The organism is Aeromonas sp. S11(2024) (genome assembly GCF_041402345.1).
GTDB classification, from domain to species: Bacteria; Pseudomonadota; Gammaproteobacteria; order Enterobacterales; family Aeromonadaceae; genus Aeromonas; species Aeromonas veronii.
Map to the genome: position 1 here is coordinate 1 of NZ_JBGLRC010000032.1, position 18,941 is coordinate 18,941.

Annotated in this window: 14 protein-coding genes; 6 read left to right on the top strand and 8 right to left on the bottom strand. The window is 57.0% G+C overall.

Annotated features, from left to right (window positions below; genetic code table 11):
* Positions 1-233: 233 nt before the first annotated feature.
* The 5 genes from ACB040_RS18510 to cmoM all read right to left on the bottom strand — a co-directional run bounded on the left by ACB040_RS18510 (position 234) and on the right by cmoM (position 8,254).
* Positions 234-851, bottom strand: a complete 618-nt coding sequence (locus tag ACB040_RS18510; protein WP_338771015.1) for a hypothetical protein — start codon at positions 849-851, stop codon at positions 234-236.
* A gap of 61 nt (positions 852-912) precedes the next feature.
* Positions 913-5,340 (bottom strand): chromosome partition protein MukB, encoded by a 4,428-nt coding sequence (gene mukB / locus ACB040_RS18515; RefSeq protein WP_338771018.1) that lies wholly within the window; start codon positions 5,338-5,340, stop codon positions 913-915.
* 3 nt (positions 5,341-5,343) lie between these two features.
* Positions 5,344-6,063: a chromosome partition protein MukE gene (gene mukE / locus ACB040_RS18520; RefSeq protein WP_005345759.1), complete on the bottom strand. Its 720-nt coding sequence runs from the start codon at positions 6,061-6,063 to the stop codon at positions 5,344-5,346.
* Positions 6,044-7,378: a chromosome partition protein MukF gene (gene mukF, locus ACB040_RS18525; protein WP_005345760.1), complete on the bottom strand. Its 1,335-nt coding sequence runs from the start codon at positions 7,376-7,378 to the stop codon at positions 6,044-6,046. The genes mukE and mukF overlap by 20 nt, the downstream gene beginning before the upstream one ends.
* A 99-nt stretch (positions 7,379-7,477) precedes the next feature.
* A complete protein-coding gene (gene cmoM, locus ACB040_RS18530; RefSeq protein WP_371155978.1) occupies positions 7,478-8,254 on the bottom strand; it encodes a tRNA uridine 5-oxyacetic acid(34) methyltransferase CmoM in 777 nt (258 codons plus the stop codon).
* Between the two features lie 101 nt (positions 8,255-8,355).
* Here cmoM and elyC point away from each other — a divergent pair, with 101 nt between their 5' ends.
* The 3 genes from elyC (at position 8,356) to pfkA (ending at position 11,138) form a co-directional block, all read left to right on the top strand.
* On the top strand, positions 8,356-9,126 hold the full coding sequence (elyC, locus tag ACB040_RS18535; RefSeq protein WP_371155980.1) for an envelope biogenesis factor ElyC: 771 nt from the start codon (positions 8,356-8,358) through the stop codon (positions 9,124-9,126).
* 135 nt (positions 9,127-9,261) lie between these two features.
* Positions 9,262-10,017: a triose-phosphate isomerase gene (tpiA, locus tag ACB040_RS18540; RefSeq protein WP_005336839.1), complete on the top strand. Its 756-nt coding sequence runs from the start codon at positions 9,262-9,264 to the stop codon at positions 10,015-10,017.
* Between the two features lie 149 nt (positions 10,018-10,166).
* Positions 10,167-11,138, top strand: a complete 972-nt coding sequence (pfkA, locus tag ACB040_RS18545) for a 6-phosphofructokinase (RefSeq protein ID WP_005336840.1) — start codon at positions 10,167-10,169, stop codon at positions 11,136-11,138.
* A gap of 1,234 nt (positions 11,139-12,372) precedes the next feature.
* On the opposite strand, the gene ACB040_RS18550 is transcribed toward pfkA, so the two are convergent.
* A complete protein-coding gene (locus ACB040_RS18550) occupies positions 12,373-12,681 on the bottom strand; it encodes a hypothetical protein (protein ID WP_371155983.1) in 309 nt (102 codons plus the stop codon).
* A gap of 64 nt (positions 12,682-12,745) precedes the next feature.
* Complete coding sequence (locus ACB040_RS18555; RefSeq protein ID WP_005360943.1) at positions 12,746-13,987, bottom strand: dicarboxylate/amino acid:cation symporter; 1,242 nt, start codon at positions 13,985-13,987, stop codon at positions 12,746-12,748.
* A gap of 270 nt (positions 13,988-14,257) precedes the next feature.
* On the opposite strand from ACB040_RS18555, the gene ACB040_RS18560 reads away from it, so the two are divergent.
* From ACB040_RS18560 to ACB040_RS18570, 3 genes are all read left to right on the top strand, one after another.
* Entirely contained in the window at positions 14,258-14,542 is a 285-nt protein-coding gene (locus ACB040_RS18560; protein WP_042055930.1) for a pyrimidine/purine nucleoside phosphorylase, read from the top strand.
* A 153-nt stretch (positions 14,543-14,695) separates the two neighbouring features.
* On the top strand, positions 14,696-16,081 hold the full coding sequence (locus tag ACB040_RS18565; protein WP_350236228.1) for an L-serine ammonia-lyase: 1,386 nt from the start codon (positions 14,696-14,698) through the stop codon (positions 16,079-16,081).
* Between the two features lie 275 nt (positions 16,082-16,356).
* Positions 16,357-17,727: an L-serine ammonia-lyase gene (locus ACB040_RS18570; protein ID WP_005336844.1), complete on the top strand. Its 1,371-nt coding sequence runs from the start codon at positions 16,357-16,359 to the stop codon at positions 17,725-17,727.
* An 855-nt stretch (positions 17,728-18,582) separates the two neighbouring features.
* Here ACB040_RS18570 and ACB040_RS18575 read toward each other — a convergent pair.
* Complete coding sequence (locus ACB040_RS18575) at positions 18,583-18,861, bottom strand: YcgL domain-containing protein (RefSeq protein ID WP_005360946.1); 279 nt, start codon at positions 18,859-18,861, stop codon at positions 18,583-18,585.
* Positions 18,862-18,941: the final 80 nt, after the last annotated feature.

The window sequence follows — 18,941 nt, forward strand, 5'->3', positions numbered from 1 at the left end:
CAGACCCCTTACAGCATGTTCAAAAAGGGTCTGAAATTGATACCGAAGGAAGTGCGCTCTAAAGTAGCGTAAACAAGACACCGGTTTGAGGCCGGTGTCAGGTGATAACTAGATCTGTACATCATAACGGCTGCTACAGGCTACAAGTAGCAAACAGAGTGATATTACTAGAATTTCTCCCACTCTATTATGCATAACATTATCCTTGTTAAATAAAGCATCTAACATGAAAATTATTTATCTATACTTTCATGTATGAAATCACTCAATGTTTTATCAATATTCCTACAAAAAACCTGATACTCATCATAAACACAACCAGATAGCGGAAGCTCTGGATTTGTTTTATTATCTATGTGATGTCTGATATGCCAACGAGCCATGCAAATGTTCGTATAAATCGTTCTATATCTATCCATCCAGATATTAAGCTTGCTTCGATCTATTCCCCCGTTACTAAAAACCTCATCTCTAAAAACTCTAGTTTCACCAACCAAATATGACAACTCATTATTAATATCATCCAAATACCCATGAATGATTTGATATGATACTCGTTGGGAGCGATTAAGATGGATGGCGACATCAACAAAAAAACCATTAAAAACACAAGCTCTCATCTTGCTTGGAAATGCACCACTAAACTCTTTATTACAGATATGCTTTATACTTCCCTCTAGAGTTAATTGTGCATTCTCTAACTGAGCATCAATATCAGAAAGCTCAAGAAACATATTCTTTTTAATTTTATTTCTATTGATGCGAGCCTGTATAAATGCATAGAACTGAGCGGACAGAAAGCCGACTAGGGCTGTGACAATTGGCAGAACAACATCTTTGTCTATCACCATAATAGCCCTCTTCAATTTTTTGAAAACGGGAGGCCTGCCTCCCGTTTTCATACGTTACCTATCAGGCAATCAGCTTATCATCGCTAAAGCCGAAGCCGCGCAGGCCTACCACATGCACATGCTCGTGCTTGCCCTGTACCTTGCGGATGAGCTTGTAGGTGGTGCCCTTCTCGGGGCTGATGTTCTCGGGCGCCGCGATAAGCAGCTGCATATCCTGCCGCTCGCACAGCTCGAACAGGGTGGCGATGGATTTGCCATCCAGACGGGCCGCTTCGTCGAGGAACAGCAAGCGGCACGGGGCGATATCCTTGCCGCGCAGACGGCGGGACTCCTCCTCCCAGCTGATCAGCACCATCAAGAGGATGGCCTGGCCGGTACCGATCGCCTCGCCGGTGGAGAGCGCACCGCTCTCGGCCCGCAGCCAGCCATCGGCGCCGCGCTGCACCTCGATCTCCAGCTCCAGATAGTTGCGATAGTCGAGCAGCACGTCGCCCATCACCTGATAGCTGCGATCGCCCTGCTCGATCTGCGGGTTCAGGCGCTGGAACAGCTTGGCCATCGCCTCGGAGAAGCTGAGCTCCTTGTCGGCGAACAGATCGTTGTGCATGGCGGTTTGATCGGCCAGCGCCGTCAGCAGACGGGTGTGGGCCTCGCGGATATTGACGTTGAGGCGCACCCCGCGCACCAGACCGAAGGCGATGTTCTGCAAGCCCTGGTTGAGCACCCGGATGCGGTTCTGCTCGCGGCGGATGATGTTGGTGATCTTGGCCGCCACCTCGTGGGAGGAGAGCGACAGGTGGGTTTCCCGCTGCTTGAGCTCGTCAGCCAGACGGGCCAGCTCGATCTCCATCTCCTCGATCGCCTCAACCGGATCATCGGAGCGGATAATGTCGTTGCGGATGCGATCTTTAAGGTAACGGTAGACCTGCACGTAGAAGGCCACTTTCTGCTCGGTGCTGCGATTGCCCTCGGAGAGACGCAGCGCATCGCGAAGAGCTTCGTCGTGGGCCACCGCCACCCGCAGGGCGCCGAGGGCCTTGTCCGACATGGAACGCAGCTCGTCGCTGTCGAGGTACGCCAGCTCGCGCTTGTTGAGGCGCTTCTCGACGTCGGTCTCCCGCGCCAGTCGCACCACCCGCGACCAGCTCGCCTTGTGACCCACCAGGGATTTACGGGCGCTGTAGTAATCCTTGCCTTCCAGCTTGAGACGGCCGCCAAGGGATTCGATCTCGCGCTTGGTGACCTGCAACTGGGCCTCGGCGCTGGTGCGACGGGAACGGGTGCGGATCAGCAGCTCTTCAATCTCTTTCTTGTGGGCGCGCGCCTTCTCTTCCATGTCATCAGAGAGGGTCAGGCCCATGGCCGCCAGCTCCTGCTCGAACTCGGTCAGGGTCTGGCGCTTGGCTTCGACGCTGGAGTTAAGCGCGGTGCGAAGCTGCAACGCCTCGGTGTGACGCTGGGCAATCAGCTTGTGCTGCTCACCAGCGGTGCGGGCCGCAAGCTCAGCCGCTTTCAGCTTCTCTTTGAGTCGCTCGCTCATCTCGGAGGCCTTGCCCAGCAGGTCTTGCGCATCCTGATAGGCAAAGTGCGGCAGGCGGGCAACCAGCTGATCGAGGGCGTAGCAACGGCGCTTCTGCTCGGCCAGCAGATCGCTCACCTCATCGTAAGCAGCCTGTAGCGCCGCAAGATCCTGCGGATCCTGACGCAGCACCTGCACCATGGTTTCCAGTTTTTCCAGCGACTTGCCGTGCTTGGCGATAAAGGCTTCGGCTGTTTTAAGGGCCTCAACGTCGGCATGAGCCGCCTCGAGGCGGGCCGCCAGATCAGTCTCGGCAAACAGGTGGGCAAAGGGCAGCATCCCCTGCACCAGCTGGATATGGCGAGTCAGCTGGGCGGCGGCCGCTTTGGCATCACTCAGCTGCTTGTCGCACTCGCCGATGGCACCTTGCAGCGCGCGCAGTTCGGCCTGTTTGGCCTGCACTTCGGCTTCCGGGTCGGGGCGGAAGGCGATATCCAGATGCTGACCGATAAAGTCGCGGAAGTGACCGTAGAGACGGTGATACTTCTGCTGCTCGAAGGCGGCCTTGGCGTAGCCCTCGATGAGACCTTCGCGCTCAAGGTCGAGCTGCTCGATCCGTTTTTCCCGGGCGGCGCGACCAAACAGCGGCAGCTCGGGGTAGCGGGAGAAGCGCACCTGACGCTTGCTGGTGCGCACCAGCACGGCATCCCCCAGCTCGTCCGCTTCCACCAGATCCTCGTCAAAGGAGTCGGGGTTGCCCTGAATCAGGTAGATATCTTCCGGGCAATCTTCCAGCTTTTTCAGCCGCTCGATGGCGCCTTCGAGGTCGAGCACCACCAGGGCGCTGCGAGCCGGGCCGTAAAGCGCGGAGTAGTAAGGGGCATCGTCGATGGAGATATCGTCATAGACGTCGGAGAGCAGCACGCCCCCCACCTGCTCGGCGATGCGGGCAAGACGGGGATCCGCCTCGCCAGCACCCAACTGCAGGTTGCGAATTTGCAGCTCCAGCGCCTGTTTCTGCGCCGCGATGCGATTGCTCTCCTGCTCGAACTCGCGCTCCTTGTCGAGCACAGTCTGCATACCGGCCGAAAGCTCTTCGGCGGTGGCAAGCGGCAGGCCGCTCTGCTCGCGCAGCTGCTCGAGCTTTTCAAAGGATTTGAGCCAGCGTGGCGCAAGCTTGGTGAGCTCCGCAATATCGCGGCCGAGCTGGGTACCCTGATGCTCGAGGCTGGCGCGGCGCTGGTTCACCTCCGCCTGCTGCTCGGAGAGCTCCTCCTGACGGGTGCGCTGGGCTTCGAGGAAGATCTCCAGCTCATCGCTGCTGGCAATCAGCTGGCCAGAGGCCTGCTGCAGCTCGTCACGCAGCTTGAAGAGGCTCTTCTGGCTTTCGCTCTCTTTCTCGAGGCGAGCCAGCGCTGCGCGCAACCCCTGCCCCTGGGCAATGCGAGCCTTGTCTTCGATGTGACGCTTGAGCAGCGCCTGCGCGGTGGGCCAGGCGGCCTCGCGCACTGTTTCGGGGGCGATGCTCAAAAGCAGCGCCAACGCCGCTTCATGCTCGGCCACCGCCGCCTTCGCCAGCGCCAATTGCTGCTCGGCCCCCAGCACCCGGCTGGTGAGACTCTGCTCGGCTGCGCGGAACTGGTGCAGGGTGTCGCTCGCCTGCTCGGCGGTCAGCCCCGGCAGCTCGCACTGCTCGCGGGCAGCATCGAGGGCCTGCACCGCCTGACGGTACTGGATGGCGCGGGTCTGCTGAATATCGAGCGCCTGCTGATAATCGGCCAGCTGGGTCTTGAGGCTGTCGACTTCTGCCTGCGCCAACTCCTTGCGCTCTTCCACTTCCAGCAGCTGGCCGTGGATCTCTTCCACCACCGCTTGCTGCTGCTCGAGTTTGTCAGAGAGATCCGCCAGATCGGCGCGGTACATCTCGATCTTCTTCTGCAAGCTGACAGCCGCCATCACCTTGGCCAGATGCTCGGAGGCAGACTCCAGCTCGTCGGTCAGCAATTTTTCGCGGTTGGTGAGCTGCTCCACTTCATCGGCCAGATAGATAGCGCGCTGTTTCTCTTCGGCCAGAATGCGGCGCTTGTCGGCCAGCTCCTGGCGCGCCTTGAGGGCCAGCTCGGAGAGGCGGCTCTTCTCGGCGGCATTACGCACATAGTCCGCTGCCACATAGTGGGTGGTCTCGGTGATCAGGTTCTTGAACAGATCCCGCTGACCTTGCGTCTCCTTGATCGCTTCCAGCGTGCGGCGGTTTTCATAGATGGCCGCCTCCATGTCTGCAAACGCCTTGCGCACCCCGGAGTTCTCCGGCAGCAGGTATTCACGCAGGGAACGGCTGATGGACGAGGAGATGCCGCCGTAGAGGGATGCCTCGATCAGGCGATAGAACTTGCCGCGATCTTTTTGATCACGCAGCTTCTTCGGGGTGATGCCGAACTCGAACATGAAGTTGTGATAGTCGGTCACCGTATTGAATTTGGCGACTTTCAGCGCCCCCAGCTCGGCGGCCGCACCTTTCAGATCGGTAAAGGCGCGTACCCGCCCCTTGCCGCCATCGAGCTTCTCCAGCAGCAGATCGGTCGGTGCCAGATTTTCCGGCACATCCACCAGCGCAAACGGAGTGATGTTGACCTTGTTGTCGCGGTTGGCCACCTGCTCGAGGTGCACGCCGACCCAGATCCGCTGTTCGCGGCTATTCATCACTTCCAGAAGTGAGTAGCAGTGACCACGCTGCAGTTTGCCGTAGAGCCCTTTGTCACGGGAGGCGCTGCTCGATCCCGCTTCCGTGGTATTGCGGAAATGGAGCAGTGACTGGTCAGGGATGAGCGCCGCGATAAAGGCCGCCATGGTGGTGGACTTGCCCGCGCCGTTGCCGCCGGAAAGGGTGGTGACCAGCTGGTCAAGATCGAAGGTCCGGGCAAAGAAGCCGTTCCAGTTGACCATGGTCAGGGATTTGAACTTGCCTCGCACCGGTTATACCTCCAGATCCAGTTGTTCTTCATCGAGATCCGCCTCGATGTCATCAAAGAGCGAGTCGCTGCTCGGCATTTCGTCGTCGTGGAAGATGGCTTCACCCTCCTGGATCATCCGCAGCTGGACGGCGCGCGGATCTTCATCGGAGCGCACATCCGCGGCGAAACGGAACACCGATTCGTTGACCCGGAATTTATCTCCGTTGCCAAGGGCGGTAATCATGCCAAGGCGGCGCAGACGGCGCATGGAGGTACGGATCTTTTCGAGCAACTTCTTCTTGTCGAGATCGGTACCGCCGGAGCGGCTGTTGACCATCCGCAGCAGCTGCTTCTCGTCGGCGAGGCTCAGCACCTCTTCTTGCAGCTCGGCCATGGCGAATACCCCTTCCGAGGCCAGACGATCCGGGCTCAGGTAGAGGTAACAGAGCACCTTGCCCACCAGCATATCGAGCTCGGAGAGCACAGTGGTGCCGATGTCGGAGCTCGGGCGCGGGCGCAGGTAGAAGAAGCCTTCCGGCGCCTTGATCAGCTCCACCTGATAGCGGCCGTAGAAGATCTCCAGCTCGCTGTGATATTCGACCAGCGCCGAATGCTGCTCGAACTCGTCGGCACTGATGTGGCGGCCGGAGCGCAAGGCGGTGTCGATGCGCGGAAACAAGGGGTTGGCAATCGCCTCTGCGAGCCGCAGCGGCAAGGGAAACTCAGTATTGATCAATGACATAGGCCTGAACCTTGGATCCAGCTTGGTTAATGGGTTTCCATGCGGGTTGGCGATGCAGTTCGCGCTCGCCGCTGGCATGGCCCAGGCGCACGGCCTGGTCGATCAGAAGACGCGCCACATCGAAGTGGGCATGGGCCGGGTAGTCCAGCAGGTATTCCCGCAGCACATCGGCCAGATCCAGCTGCTGGCCCTGCTCGGGGTAGCGGGCCAGATAACGCTCGATGCGCTCGGCCAGCTCCTGGTTGATGTCCACCATCTCGACGTACTCCATCTCGAGGGGCACCTCACCGGTCACCTCCTCGTCGTGGATAGCGATGGTTTCGTCGCGCAGCTCCAGCAGGCGGGGCTCTTCGGCCACCCGCAGCTGCCAGTTGTGCTGCTCGAAATTGCGGATGGACTCGCGCAGCCGTTGGCTGAAGGCGCGGTTCTTGTCCATGTCGATGGCGTTGCGGATAAATTTGTGGACGTGTCTGTCGTAGCGGGACCAGAGCTCGATGCACTGCTGACCCCAGCTGGTGATGACGTCGAGCCGCCCTTGCAAGGCGTGAGTCAGCTCCTCGACGTGGAACAGATCGTCGCGCCCCTGCGCCGCCTCCTGAATGTTGAGCAGCCCCGCCTGCAAGCGGTGGCCAGCAGCGTCCAGGGTATCCTGCAGCTCGCGCAGGGTCTGCCCGGTCTCGTGCAGCAGCTTTTCGCAGCTGTGAATGGCATCGACCCAGTTCTGGGTCAGCAGGGCCGCGATTTCGCTCTTGACCTGATTCTGCTGCTCATCCATGGCACGCTGGGTGAGATCGATCCGCCCCAGGGTCTCTTCCAGCGAGAAGGTGAGGCGCGGCAGCACCTCGGCATCCCACTGCTCGCGGGTGTTGGTTTCCAGCGCCGCCTTGCGGGCGGTGTCGAGCTCGGCAGCCAGGTGTTCGAGCAGAATGGAGAGCTTGATGGAGTCAACCTGACGCTGATCCATAAAGAAGTCGACGATGCTCACCCCCAGGCGCGACAGGCGGTAGAGGCTCTCCCCCGCCACCATGTCGGTGTTGAAGCGCGACAGCAGCTGCTGGCGAATGAGATCGTTGATGGCGTTGTTGGCGCGACCGGTGAGGGTCTCGTCCATCTGGCCGAAGGCGCTGCTGACATAGCCAAAAGCGTCGTGCAGTGCTGCTTCCGACAAGTCCGACTCATCTTCGGACAGGGTCTTGATTGCAATCAGAAAGGCCAGCCGGTCGGTCGGCAGGCTCAGCGCCAACCCCTCCTGCCTGACCCACCCTACTAGCTCCGGCAAAGAACGCTCTGGCAGGGTACGGGATGTACTCATCATGATGTTGTCATCTCGTTGTTGTATTGGCGCAAAATCGTGCGCGCGGCTACATCCGGTAGCATCGAAAACATGGTTCACATTTACGTGAATAGCGAGCAATCAGCTGGCCGGCTTCTGGGCCATCACATGGATATAGCGACCGAGGGCGACAAAAGGCTCCTGACGGCAATATTGCTGCTCCATGGCCAGCAGATCGTCGAACTTCTCCACCTGATCCTGCTTGTGACGCATATAGTCGTGGATCACCCGCACCCCGGTCTTGCCGATGATGCGCAGCCCCCCGCGACCAATCCAGTCATAGACCTGCTCCGGCAATTGGGGATTGGTGGGCGTAAGCGCTGTCTGGCGCTTCTTGCGAAGGCCAAGACGCACATAGTCAAAATTGCCCACCACCAGGCTCTGGAACAGCAAACCATGACGGTTGTAGAAAAGCAGCGACAGTATGCCCCCGGCATTGACGAAAGGGAACAGACCCAGCAAGGTCTGGCGCGGCTCAGCAAGCCACTCCAGCACCGCATGGCAAAGCACCAGATCAAAGGTCCCGGTCACGTGTTGCTTCAGATCCTGAATGGGGCAATGGATGAGACGAATTTTGTCTTCCAGCCCCTTCTCGGCGATCTGGCTGCGGGCCAGTTCCAGCATTTCTGCTGACAGATCGCACAGCTCCACCTCATGGCCCATGGCCGCCAGCTTCTGGGCAAAATAGCCAAAACCGCCCCCCGCATCGAGGATGCGCAGCGGTCGGTTGCCAAGGCGGGCCAGGCAGGCTTCGATGTCGCTCCAGACAATGGTGGTGCGGATGCGCCCCTTGGTGGAGTCGTAAATGTTGCGGGCGAACTTGTCGGCGCGCCCGTCAAAACTCTGATCGTGCTTCAAGGAGAAACTCAACATTAGCGCCACAGGGTTGTGGCCATCCCAAAAAAGAGAGGTATTCTGTCACATCCCGAATTTGCTGAAAACTCAAGGAAGTGTCTGTCGTGTTTGTGCTCAAAAAGTGGCTGGGTCAGCTGTTGATGCCGCTCCCCTTCTCCCTCTCCCTGCTGCTGGTCGCCCTGCTGCTGCTCTGGTTCACCCGATTTCAGAAAACCGGCAAGCTGCTGGCCACCCTCTCGCTGCTCATTGTGGCGCTGATGGGAATGCGACCGATGAGCTATGAGCTGGCTCGCGGGCTGGAGCAGATCTACCCGCCGTTCGAGGTGAGCCAGCATCCCAACATCGATGCCATCGTGGTGCTCGGCAATGGCCATGTCAGCGACCCGGCGGTGCCGATGCGCAGTTGGCAGAACAATATTGCCCTAGCCCGCACTCTCGAAGGGGTTCGCCTCGCCCAGGCCTATCCCGACGCCGAGCTGGTTTTCTCCGGCTATGTGTCGGGGGATCCCCTCTCCAATGCCGAGGTCAATGCCCGGATGGCCGAGAGCCTTGGTATTCCCCGTTCGCGAATGACGTTGTTTGAAAACAACAAAGACACTCATGATGAAGCGGTCAGTATCAGCCGCCACCTCAAGGGAAAAGAGGTAGCGCTGGTCAGTTCTGCCACTCACCTGCCGCGCGCCATGGCCCTCTATCAGGGTCAGGGACTCAAGGCCGTGCCAGCCCCCACTGACTACACCGCCAAGCAGAGCCAGGTACCTCAGCCCCTCTACAGTTATTTACCCAAAGGGCGTTATTTGATGTATTCCGAAGCTGCCATCCACGAATGGATTGGGGTATGGTGGGCTCGCTTGCGGGGGCAGGTTAACGAATGAGCGATCAAGCGTTTCATTCCTGATTTGGATCAGGAAAGCGAAAAAAAATTACGTCATTTGCCGCCGGGTCAGCTATCTTGGGCTCGGTTCAATTCATATAATGTCGCGCAATCAAATGCCTAGGAGATATACAAGATGAGACAGCACCTGGTAATGGGTAACTGGAAACTGAACGGCACCAAGGCTTCTGTAGAAGCTCTGATCAAAGGACTGACCCCGGCTGCTGCCGCTCATCCTTCTGTGCAAGTCGCCGTCTGCCCGCCGGTTATCTTTTTGGGTCTGGTTGAGCAACTGACCGCTGGCAGCAAGATTGCCTACGGTGCCCAGAACGCTGACGTTCACGAGTCTGGTGCCTTCACCGGCGAAAACGCCCCCTCCATGCTGAAAGCCTTTGGTTGCACCTACTCTCTGGTCGGCCACAGCGAGCGTCGTACCCTGCACGCAGAGACTGACGACGTGGTTGCTGCCAAGTACGAAGCGATCCAGAAAGGCGGCCTGGTGCCGGTTCTGTGCATCGGTGAAACTCTGGAGCAGTTCGAAGCCGGCGTGACCAAGAACGTGGTTGAGACCCAGCTGAAAGCCGTTATCGACCGTTGCGGCATAGCTTCCTTCAACAACGCCGTTATCGCTTACGAGCCGGTATGGGCCATCGGTACTGGCAAGACTGCCACTCCGGAGATCGCTCAGTCCGTTCACGCTCACATCCGTCAGTACCTGGCCGGTTTTGATGCCGCTGTTGCTGCCAAAGTACAGATCCTGTACGGCGGTTCCGTCACTGGTGCCACTGCAGCCGACCTGTTCGGTCAGCCGGACATCGACGGTGGCCTGGTCGGTGGTGCGTCCCTGAAAGTGGACGACTTCTCCCAGATCATCGCTGGCGCTGCCAAGTAATCGCTGATTACGGCAAAGAGAGGGGCTCGTCCCCTCTCTTGTATCGCTTTTCCTATGGTGGCCCCCGCATCCCATATGAAAGCCGATATAGTAAAAGTGGCTTGTCTATTTAAACATTCGTATTTGACAACTCAGATCCAGAGGCACTCATGACCAAACAAATCAAACGTATTGGTGTTTTGACCAGTGGTGGCGACGCACCGGGTATGAACGCAGCCATTCGCGCCGTGGTTCGCGCCGGTTTGCATCATGGCCTGGAAGTTTACGGTATTTATGATGGCTACCTCGGTCTGCACCAGGATCGCATCGTCAAGCTGGAGCGTCACAGCGTCTCCGACGTGGTGAACCGTGGTGGCACTTTCCTCGGTTCCGCCCGTTTCCCTGCCTTCAAAGACCCCGCAGTGCGCGCCGAAGCGATCGAAAACCTGAAAAAACACGGTATCGATGCGCTGGTCGTCATCGGTGGTGACGGCTCCTACATGGGTGCCAAGAAGCTGACCGAAGAGGGTTTCCCCTGCATCGGCCTGCCGGGCACCATCGACAACGACATCGCCGGTACCGACTTCACCATCGGTTTTGATACCGCTCTGAACGTGGTGGTTGACGCCATCGACCGTCTGCGTGACACCTGCAGCTCCCACCACCGTATCTCCGTGGTCGAGATCATGGGCCGCCACTGTGGCGATCTGGCCATGTCTGCCGCCGTTGCCGGTGGTGCCGAGTATGTGATCGTGCCGGAAGTAGCCTTCGACAAAGAGAAGCTGCTCAAGCAGATCAAGGAAGGCGAAGCCAAGGGCAAGAAGCACGCCATCATCACCATCTGCGAGCACGTTACCGACGTGAACGCTCTGGCCAAGGACATCGAAGCCCTGACCGGTCGTGAAACTCGCGCCACCATCCTCGGCCACATCCAGCGTGGCGGTGCCCCGACTGCCCGTGACCGCATCATGTCCAGCCGTATGGGTGCTTATGCCGTTGAGCAGCTGCTGGCTGGTCACGGTGGTCGCTGCGTCGGTATCCAGCGCAACGAGCTGGTACACCACGACATCATCGACTGCATCGAGAACATGAAGCGTCCGTTCGATCAGGAGCTGTACAACCTCTCCACCACCCTGTTCTAAGCCACGCGGCTTTTTACCGGCTGTTGATGACAAAAACCCTCCATCGGAGGGTTTTTTAATATCTTACAAAAACGGGTGCATCGGCACGCTGTGTGGCCATCACCATAAGGGTTGCCTGATCCCCAACCCTTGCGCCATCTGACTGATCACCAGCCTTCCTCTCCTCACAGCAACCGGCTTCAGCCTACGAACAGAGTTCCGGTATTGTCGTGGATGTTTTATCACTGCGAACCGGATTGCGTTGAACTGCGCACTGTCGCCCCTGAAACGAGCTTGTTCAGCCTCCTCGTCATACGCCGCTTTTTATATCTCAATCTTGCAGAAGGGATTCAGATATCTTCCCCAACCATGCTCCGGCGCAGTTCTCGTATTGCACTCACATGACTCACGCAGATGCACCGGCTACGCAAATCGCTACTCGCGCCCAGCCCAGCCCAGCCCAGCCAGAGAGTATGCCTCTGGCCTATTGCCCACCTTACTCTTGCTGCGGCCATGTCTACTCCTAGGCCAACGGGGAAATTGGTGGTGATAAAACAGCCAGCTGCCACTCTGTATCCCCCCGATGCACCGCTCTCCTCCCTATGAACCCAGTGTATTGCTGTAAAAATGCGGAGACTCCGGACTGATAAAGTGATGGTGTGACAAGGGTTGGCAACCAGATTGTCTCCATAGACTTCTTTTGGATGGGCTATCTACGCCAGGAATCGTCAAATCATTGCCTTGCGCACTTTTTATGGCCTCAATGACACTATTACGAGGGTGAAAACTTATAAAACTCCACTTGAGCTCCATACAAAACCCTTCAGCAAACCAGCCAACAGCTCACCAACTAATTGAATTTAAATGAAATAACCATAAAAACAGAATCTTGAATGCCTGCCATGCCAGAGCAGGTGATAAAATCAGCTCAATATGACAAAAATAGCCATCTCAACCAACCACACACATAAAGCAGCCATTTTATCAACTTACACCTTGTTTTACCCCCTTGATATGGTATCTTGACTACATCAACCAACAACTTAGGGAGAGAAAAATGAAAGAGTTTGTCGTTACTGCCGTTTTCACGGTGTTTTTCACCCTGGTTGCTGTCTCTCTGCCCTCACTGTCACAGTTCTGAGCCGGATAGAGAGGCATCAATCCGGACCGACCCTCTTTGCCATGTCTGTTTAATCGCCACCAACTGGCGCTTTTCAGTGACAATGCCGAGATGGTCAACATAGATATGATTTCATCACGTTGACGCTGTTTCTTTCGCCACAAGGGTGTAACCAGGATGGTTTAACCATATGGCCTGATGGAGTAGAACCAGCAGCAGATCATATCCGAGGGGAGCAAGGCTCCCCTTTTTGTTACCCGCCATTTGACAATCCCCTACCCCGGCATCTACAACAGGCCGGTTGACGCCATACGGCCCATGCCCACAACTGATGTTTTCCCTCCCATGCTCTCCATTCAACACAGCTAAATCCGTCAGCAATCTCTTGTGCACACCTTTGCTCTGATACTTGTCCGGCAGATATAAAAAAGCCCCCGCCATCATGGCAGGGGCTCGCGTTACCCAGTGTCAGCTTAAGGCTGTTATATCTCAGTCCAGCTCAAAGCAGTTATGCCTTGTTCCAGCGCTCTGGGTCATATTCCGGGCTGAAGCGGTCAACAATGACAGCACAGGCCGCATCGCCGGTGATATTGAGGGAGGTGCGGATCATGTCGAACAGACGATCCAGCGCGAACAGCAGCGGCAACCCTTCGATGGGGATCCCGGCCGCCAGCAGCACGGCAACCACCAGGAAGCTTGGGCCCGGCACACCGGCCTGACCGATCGCGCCCAGAGTGGAGGTCACAATGATGGCGGCCCAGGCACCGACGCTCAGATCGATGTTGTAAACCTGCGCGAAGAAGATAGCGACCAGACCGTAATAGATGGCGTTGCCGCTCATATTGATGGTGGCACCCAGCGGCAGCACGAAGGAAGCGGTCGCGTTGGTCACTTTCAGATCATGCTCGCAGGTCTCCATATTGACCGGCAGGGTCGCCATGGAAGAGGCGGTGGAGAAGGCCACGATCTGCGGCTTTTTCATGGCAGATAGGTACTTCATTACCGGCGTGTTGGAGAACATCATCACCAGCAGCGGATAGACCACAAAACCGAAGATGAGGATGGCAGCCACATAAACCACGAACAGCTTGAGCACCAGGGTCAGTACGTCGAAGCCATAGGTACCGATGGCCTCTGCCATCAGACCGAACACCCCGAGCGGCGCGATGATCATCACCTTGTTGATCATCCAGACGAAGGCATCCACCAGAGTATTGAGCCCATCGACCAGCGGTTTGGCCCGCTCGCGCGGCTGTTTGGCCAGCGCAATGCCGAGGAACATGCAGAACACCAGGATCTGCAGGATGTTAGCCTCGTTGAGGGAGTTGAAGACGTTGGTGGGGATCATGCCAAGCAGGGTGGCGACGGCATCCGGCAGCGCCCCTTTATCGGCGTAGTCACCGCCAAACATGGAGGCAACGGAAGCGAAATCGACCCCGACACCCGGTTTGAAGATCTGCCCCATCACCAGCGCCAGCAACACGGCCAACGCTGAGGTCACGAGGAAGAAGGCCAGCGTAGCCGCACCGATCTTGCCCGCCGCCGGGCTGGCACCCAGATTGGCGGCGCCGGAGAGGATGGCAACCGCCACCAGCGGGATCACCAGCATCTTGATCAGCTGGATAAACAGGGTACCGAGCGGTGCAAACACGGTGGCTTGTTCACCCATGAACGCGCCGACCACTGCGCCCAGTACCATGGCGACCACAACCTGGAAGCCGATGTTTTTAATGAGTCCTTTAGTTAACACAATATGTTCCTTTATGTAGCAAAATTCACACTTTTCCCAGTGCAATTAACCAAACAGGGGAATGAGCGGCTGCCCATTCCCCTGTTTGCGCGTGTTATCTCACATTTAATTGCTGTTTTAAATCAGCAAATCATTAACCTTGGCTATTAATAAGTTTGCGAAAAAGTGAAGATTCAAAGCGGTCTCGGCTATTTTTACCTCATCCCCCATGACAACTGGCAAAAGATTGTGCTAGTTTGGCTGCACAAACGTACACACAGGGATGTAAAGATGCTGAAAGTTAACGAGTATTTCGACGGAAATGTAAAATCCATCGGTTTCGAACAAAAAGGCGAGAAATCAACCGTCGGGGTGATGAACGCCGGTGACTACCTGTTCAACACTGCCGCCCCCGAACGGATGACAGTGATCAAGGGCGCCCTCACCATCCAGCTGGCTGATGAAGATGAGTGGCACACCTACAACCAGGGTGAATCCTTCCTGGTGGCCGGTCACTCCTCCTTCAAACTGGAAGTGAAAACCCCCACAGCTTATCTGTGCGAATTTCTCGACTGATCAGGCCGGTTGAAGGGGATCAGCCCCTTCAACCTTCTTGGTTCCCCCCAGCCCTATTATCTGTGTCCATGTCACAGCACCGCACATCCCCGCTTTCCATCCACGGCAAAAATCCTAGAATAAACAGACATAAACCATCACCGGATTGATGTCATGATCAGCGTGTTTGACCTGTTTTCCATCGGAATTGGCCCCTCCTCTTCCCATACCGTCGGCCCCATGCGTGCCTCTTATGCCTTCGTCCAGCAGCTCAAGCTTCAAGGGCATCTGCCACAAGTCATGCGGGTCGAAGTGGAGTGTTACGGCTCGCTGGGCCAGACCGGCAAAGGGCACGGTACCGGCAAGGCTATCATTCTGGGGTTGTCGGGCTTTGAACCGGAATCGGTCGATATCGATGCGATTCCCGCCATTCTGGCTCGAGTGGAAAAGGAACAGAGCCTGCCGCTGGCAGGCGAGCAACCAAGCCATTTTCCCCGCACCGGTGCCATCATTTTCAACCGTCGCAAAACCTTGCCGGCCCACACCAACGGCATGACTCTGCGGGCCTTTGATAAAGAGGAAAACCTGCGCTTCAGCCAGACCTACTACTCCATCGGGGGCGGCTTCATCATTGAAGAGAGCCACTTTGCCACCGCCAAGGAAGAGGCCGCCAAGTCTGATGCCGAACACCCTGTCCCCTATCCGTTCGACAGCGGCGCCCAGCTGCTGGCCCACTGTCAGGAGAGCGGCCTCTCCATCTCGGGGCTTATCCTGGCCAATGAGCGGATATTTCGCAGCGATGAGCAGATAAAAGCGGGGCTGCGCAAGATCTGGCAGGCGATGCAAGGCTGCGTCGAGCGAGGCTGCAAAAGCGAAGGGGTGCTGCCGGGCGGCCTCAAGGTACGGCGCCGCGCCCCGGGACTGTTCCGCCAGCTAAGCTGCGAGACCAACTTCAACAAGGATCCGCTGATGGTGATGGAGTGGGTCGATCTCTTTGCGCTGGCGGTCAACGAGGAGAACGCCGCCGGTGGCCGGGTGGTCACAGCCCCCACCAATGGCGCTGCGGGCATCATCCCCGCCGTGCTGCACTACTACGATCGCTTCGTGCACAAGGTGGATGACGAGACGCTGATCCGCTACTTCCTCACCGCGGCTGCCATCGGCATCTTATATAAGAAGAACGCCTCCCTCTCCGGGGCCGAAGTGGGCTGTCAGGGAGAAGTGGGAGTCGCCTGTTCCATGGCGGCTGGCGCACTGACCGAACTCTTGGGGGGCAGTCCGGCCATGGTGGAGAACGCCGCCGAAATAGGCATGGAGCACAATCTCGGCCTCACCTGCGATCCCATAGGCGGACTGGTGCAGGTGCCCTGCATCGAGCGCAACGCCATGGGGGCGGTCAAGGCGATCAATGCCGCCCGCCTCGCCCTGCGCGGCACTGGCGAGCACAAGGTGTCGCTCGACAAGGTGATCAAGACCATGTGGGAGACTGGCAACGACATGAAGACCAAATACAAGGAGACGGCCCGTGGCGGCCTCGCCGTTAACATTACCGAATGTTAAAAAACGGCAAATGACTCCATTTGGTTCCGAAATGCCCGGCATCGCCGGGTATTTTTATGGGCAAACGCTTAACAAAATGGATAAGCACAAAAATAAATTTTATACTCGCGCCTCAGATTCAACAAAAATAGATCTATTTCAACTTTTTTTAGGTCTGGAACCGTTACACTACGGTTATCTGGTTCTGTGACCTGCGCTGACAAGCGCGCTCCATGGATCTCCCAAATTTCTGTGAGTGGGCATGCCGCCCCCTTCTACCCTGAGGTAATAGTGACATGATCAGCGTTTTTGATATCTTCAAAATCGGTGTAGGCCCCTCTTCTTCCCACACTGTTGGCCCGATGAAAGCGGCCAAACAGTTTGTTGACGAGCTGCGCGCGGGCGGCAAGATCCGCGATGTAACCCGGATCAATGTCGATGTCTACGGCTCCCTCTCCTGGACTGGCAAAGGCCACCATACCGACACTGCCATCATCATGGGCCTGGCTGGCAACCTGCCGGAAAATGTTGATATCGATGCCATCCCCGAGTTTATCTCCCGTGTTGAGCAGACCGAGCGCCTGCCGATCGGCCTGCACTGCCACACCGTCAGCTTCCCGCGCGACGCCATGGTATTCCACGACGAAGCCCTGCCGCTGCACGAAAACGGCATGAAGCTGACTGCCCTGATCGAAGATGAAGTGGTTTACAGCAAGACCTACTACTCCATCGGTGGTGGCTTTATCGTTGACGAAGAGAACTTCGGCAAGGCTGACAGCGGCGACATGTCCGTACGCTATCCGTTCAAGAGCGCCGCTGAGCTGGTTGCCCATTGCAGCCAGACCGGTCTCTCCATCTCTGCCCTGATGATGGAAAACGAGAAGTGCTTCAACACTCCGGAAGAGATCTACAAGAAGTTCGGCAAGATCTGGAACACCATGCGTGAAGGTATCGAGCGCGGCTGCCGTACCGAAGGTGTTCTCTCCGGCCCGCTGCGCGTACCCCGTCGTGCCGCACCGCTCTACCGTCAGCTCAACACCAACGAGAACCTCTCGAGCGATCCGATGAACATCGTTGACTGGGTCAACATGTTCGCTCTGGCCGTGAGTGAAGAGAATGCTGCCGGTGGCCGCGTGGTCACTGCCCCGACCAACGGCGCTGCCGGTATCATCCCGGCCGTACTGGCTTACTACGACAAGTTCATCCAGCCGGTTGGCCGCGACGAGTACACCCGTTTCTATCTGGCTGCCGGTGCCGTCGGCATCCTCTACAAGATGAACGCCTCCATCTCCGGCGCCGAAGTGGGCTGTCAGGGTGAAGTGGGTGTCTCCTGCTCCATGGCCGCTGCCGGTCTGACCGAGCTGATGGGCGGTAGCCCGGAGCACGTCTGCGAAGCTGCCGAGATCGGCATGGAACACAACCTGGGTCTGACCTGTGATCCGGTTGCCGGTCAGGTACAGGTGCCTTGCATCGAGCGTAACGCCATCGCAGCCATGAAAGCGGTCAACGCCTCCCGTATGGCCCTGCGTCGTACCTCCAAGCCGCGCGTCTCCCTGGACAAGGTGATCGAGACCATGTACATCACCGGCAAGGACATGGACTCCAAGTACCGTGAAACCTCCCGTGGTGGTCTGGCCATCAAGGTGATGCAGGTTGCTTGCGAATAAATAGGGGTTGCGACCCTCATCTGAACAAAGGCGGGATATCCCGCCTTTTTTATTGCCCGAATGGGATGCCGAGCACTTATACCGGCATACCGACCATTTCACTGTAGGGCGTTGCTGATATACCCCTGCTACGCCACCGCAATGTGGATTGCCTTGTCTAAATGCCTCTCTAATTACATACCTTGATTAACTCGTCTCAATGGATTGGAAGCGACGTTCTGCCCTGCCAGTAACCTTTACCCGCTATCTTGCCCCTGTCACGGTTTCACAACTAATCGATATCGAGATGGCCCCTAAGCTCAATCCCCTCCACTTTGGGCATACCCTTGTTTGGCAAGACGCGGTTACCACTCCCCCTGCGGATTATCACGCCGCCACATTGATTTCCACCTATGTGGCACTTTCGTGATCAGGGCAAACAATCAAGCACACAAACAGGGGGTTAGCTCATCATTTTGGCCACAACGCATCGCGCAAACTGGTTTTAGCACCGTTATCACCGCCCTCTTTACGCGCCCTTTGATGGACAAATCATCACGCAGTGGAGGCCAAAAAAGCGCCCAAGGAAGAGGCTGAAAATAATCGATGAATGAGCCAATAGCCGTTGGAATGGAGGATATGAGTACGCGCCACTCGCTATTTTTGTGAGCGCCAGCAAAGGTTGAGGATATGGTGTTGGGAGCAGATTGACTTTCTATTTAAACAGCGAAAAGTGAATATCACCAAAGGGAGGGTTTAATTTGGCCAGATCCTGTCACGGGATTATCGCAAGCTACCTCACCGGGGCCGGAATGCGTCATGCAGAGTCACAAAGAATTAGCCCCGCTGGGCAGAACGCACAACGGGGCTGGATATTCAGGATGGTTTTTTCAGGCTGGCCTTGTGCTGCTCCAGCAAATTCTCGGGGGGCGGTGGCACCTGCAGGTAGAACCCCTGGTTGGTCAGCGCGGCCATCACCTTGCCGACATCAGCCAGCCCCAAGGGCTTGGCCGGATCCAGCTTGGTCATCAGCACCAGCTCGGGACGCCCGAATGCGCTCAGCAATGGCTCGGGAACGCGGGAGAAATCCTCTCTTTTTTCAACAAAAAGGTAGGTCTCGGCTTTTTTGCGACTTTTATAGACTGCACACAACATGGAAATTGATATAATCCGACGAGTTTATTGCCTCTGATGGGGGCAAACTATAACATCAGGAATTGAATAACAATAACGGA

Excerpts from the sequence above, each read along its gene's own strand:
- ACB040_RS18510 (WP_338771015.1), bottom strand. The coding sequence starts at position 851 with ATGGTGATAGACAAAGATGTTGTTCTGCCAATTGTCACAGCCCTAGTC.
- mukE (WP_005345759.1), bottom strand. The coding sequence starts at position 6,063 with ATGTCATTGATCAATACTGAGTTTCCCTTGCCGCTGCGGCTCGCAGAG.
- mukF (WP_005345760.1), bottom strand. The coding sequence starts at position 7,378 with ATGATGAGTACATCCCGTACCCTGCCAGAGCGTTCTTTGCCGGAGCTA.
- tpiA (WP_005336839.1), top strand. The coding sequence starts at position 9,262 with ATGAGACAGCACCTGGTAATGGGTAACTGGAAACTGAACGGCACCAAG.
- pfkA (WP_005336840.1), top strand. The coding sequence starts at position 10,167 with ATGACCAAACAAATCAAACGTATTGGTGTTTTGACCAGTGGTGGCGAC.
- ACB040_RS18550 (WP_371155983.1), bottom strand. The coding sequence starts at position 12,681 with ATGATGGCGGGGGCTTTTTTATATCTGCCGGACAAGTATCAGAGCAAA.
- ACB040_RS18560 (WP_042055930.1), top strand. The coding sequence starts at position 14,258 with ATGCTGAAAGTTAACGAGTATTTCGACGGAAATGTAAAATCCATCGGT.
- ACB040_RS18565 (WP_350236228.1), top strand. The coding sequence starts at position 14,696 with ATGATCAGCGTGTTTGACCTGTTTTCCATCGGAATTGGCCCCTCCTCT.
- ACB040_RS18570 (WP_005336844.1), top strand. The coding sequence starts at position 16,357 with ATGATCAGCGTTTTTGATATCTTCAAAATCGGTGTAGGCCCCTCTTCT.
- ACB040_RS18575 (WP_005360946.1), bottom strand. The coding sequence starts at position 18,861 with ATGTTGTGTGCAGTCTATAAAAGTCGCAAAAAAGCCGAGACCTACCTT.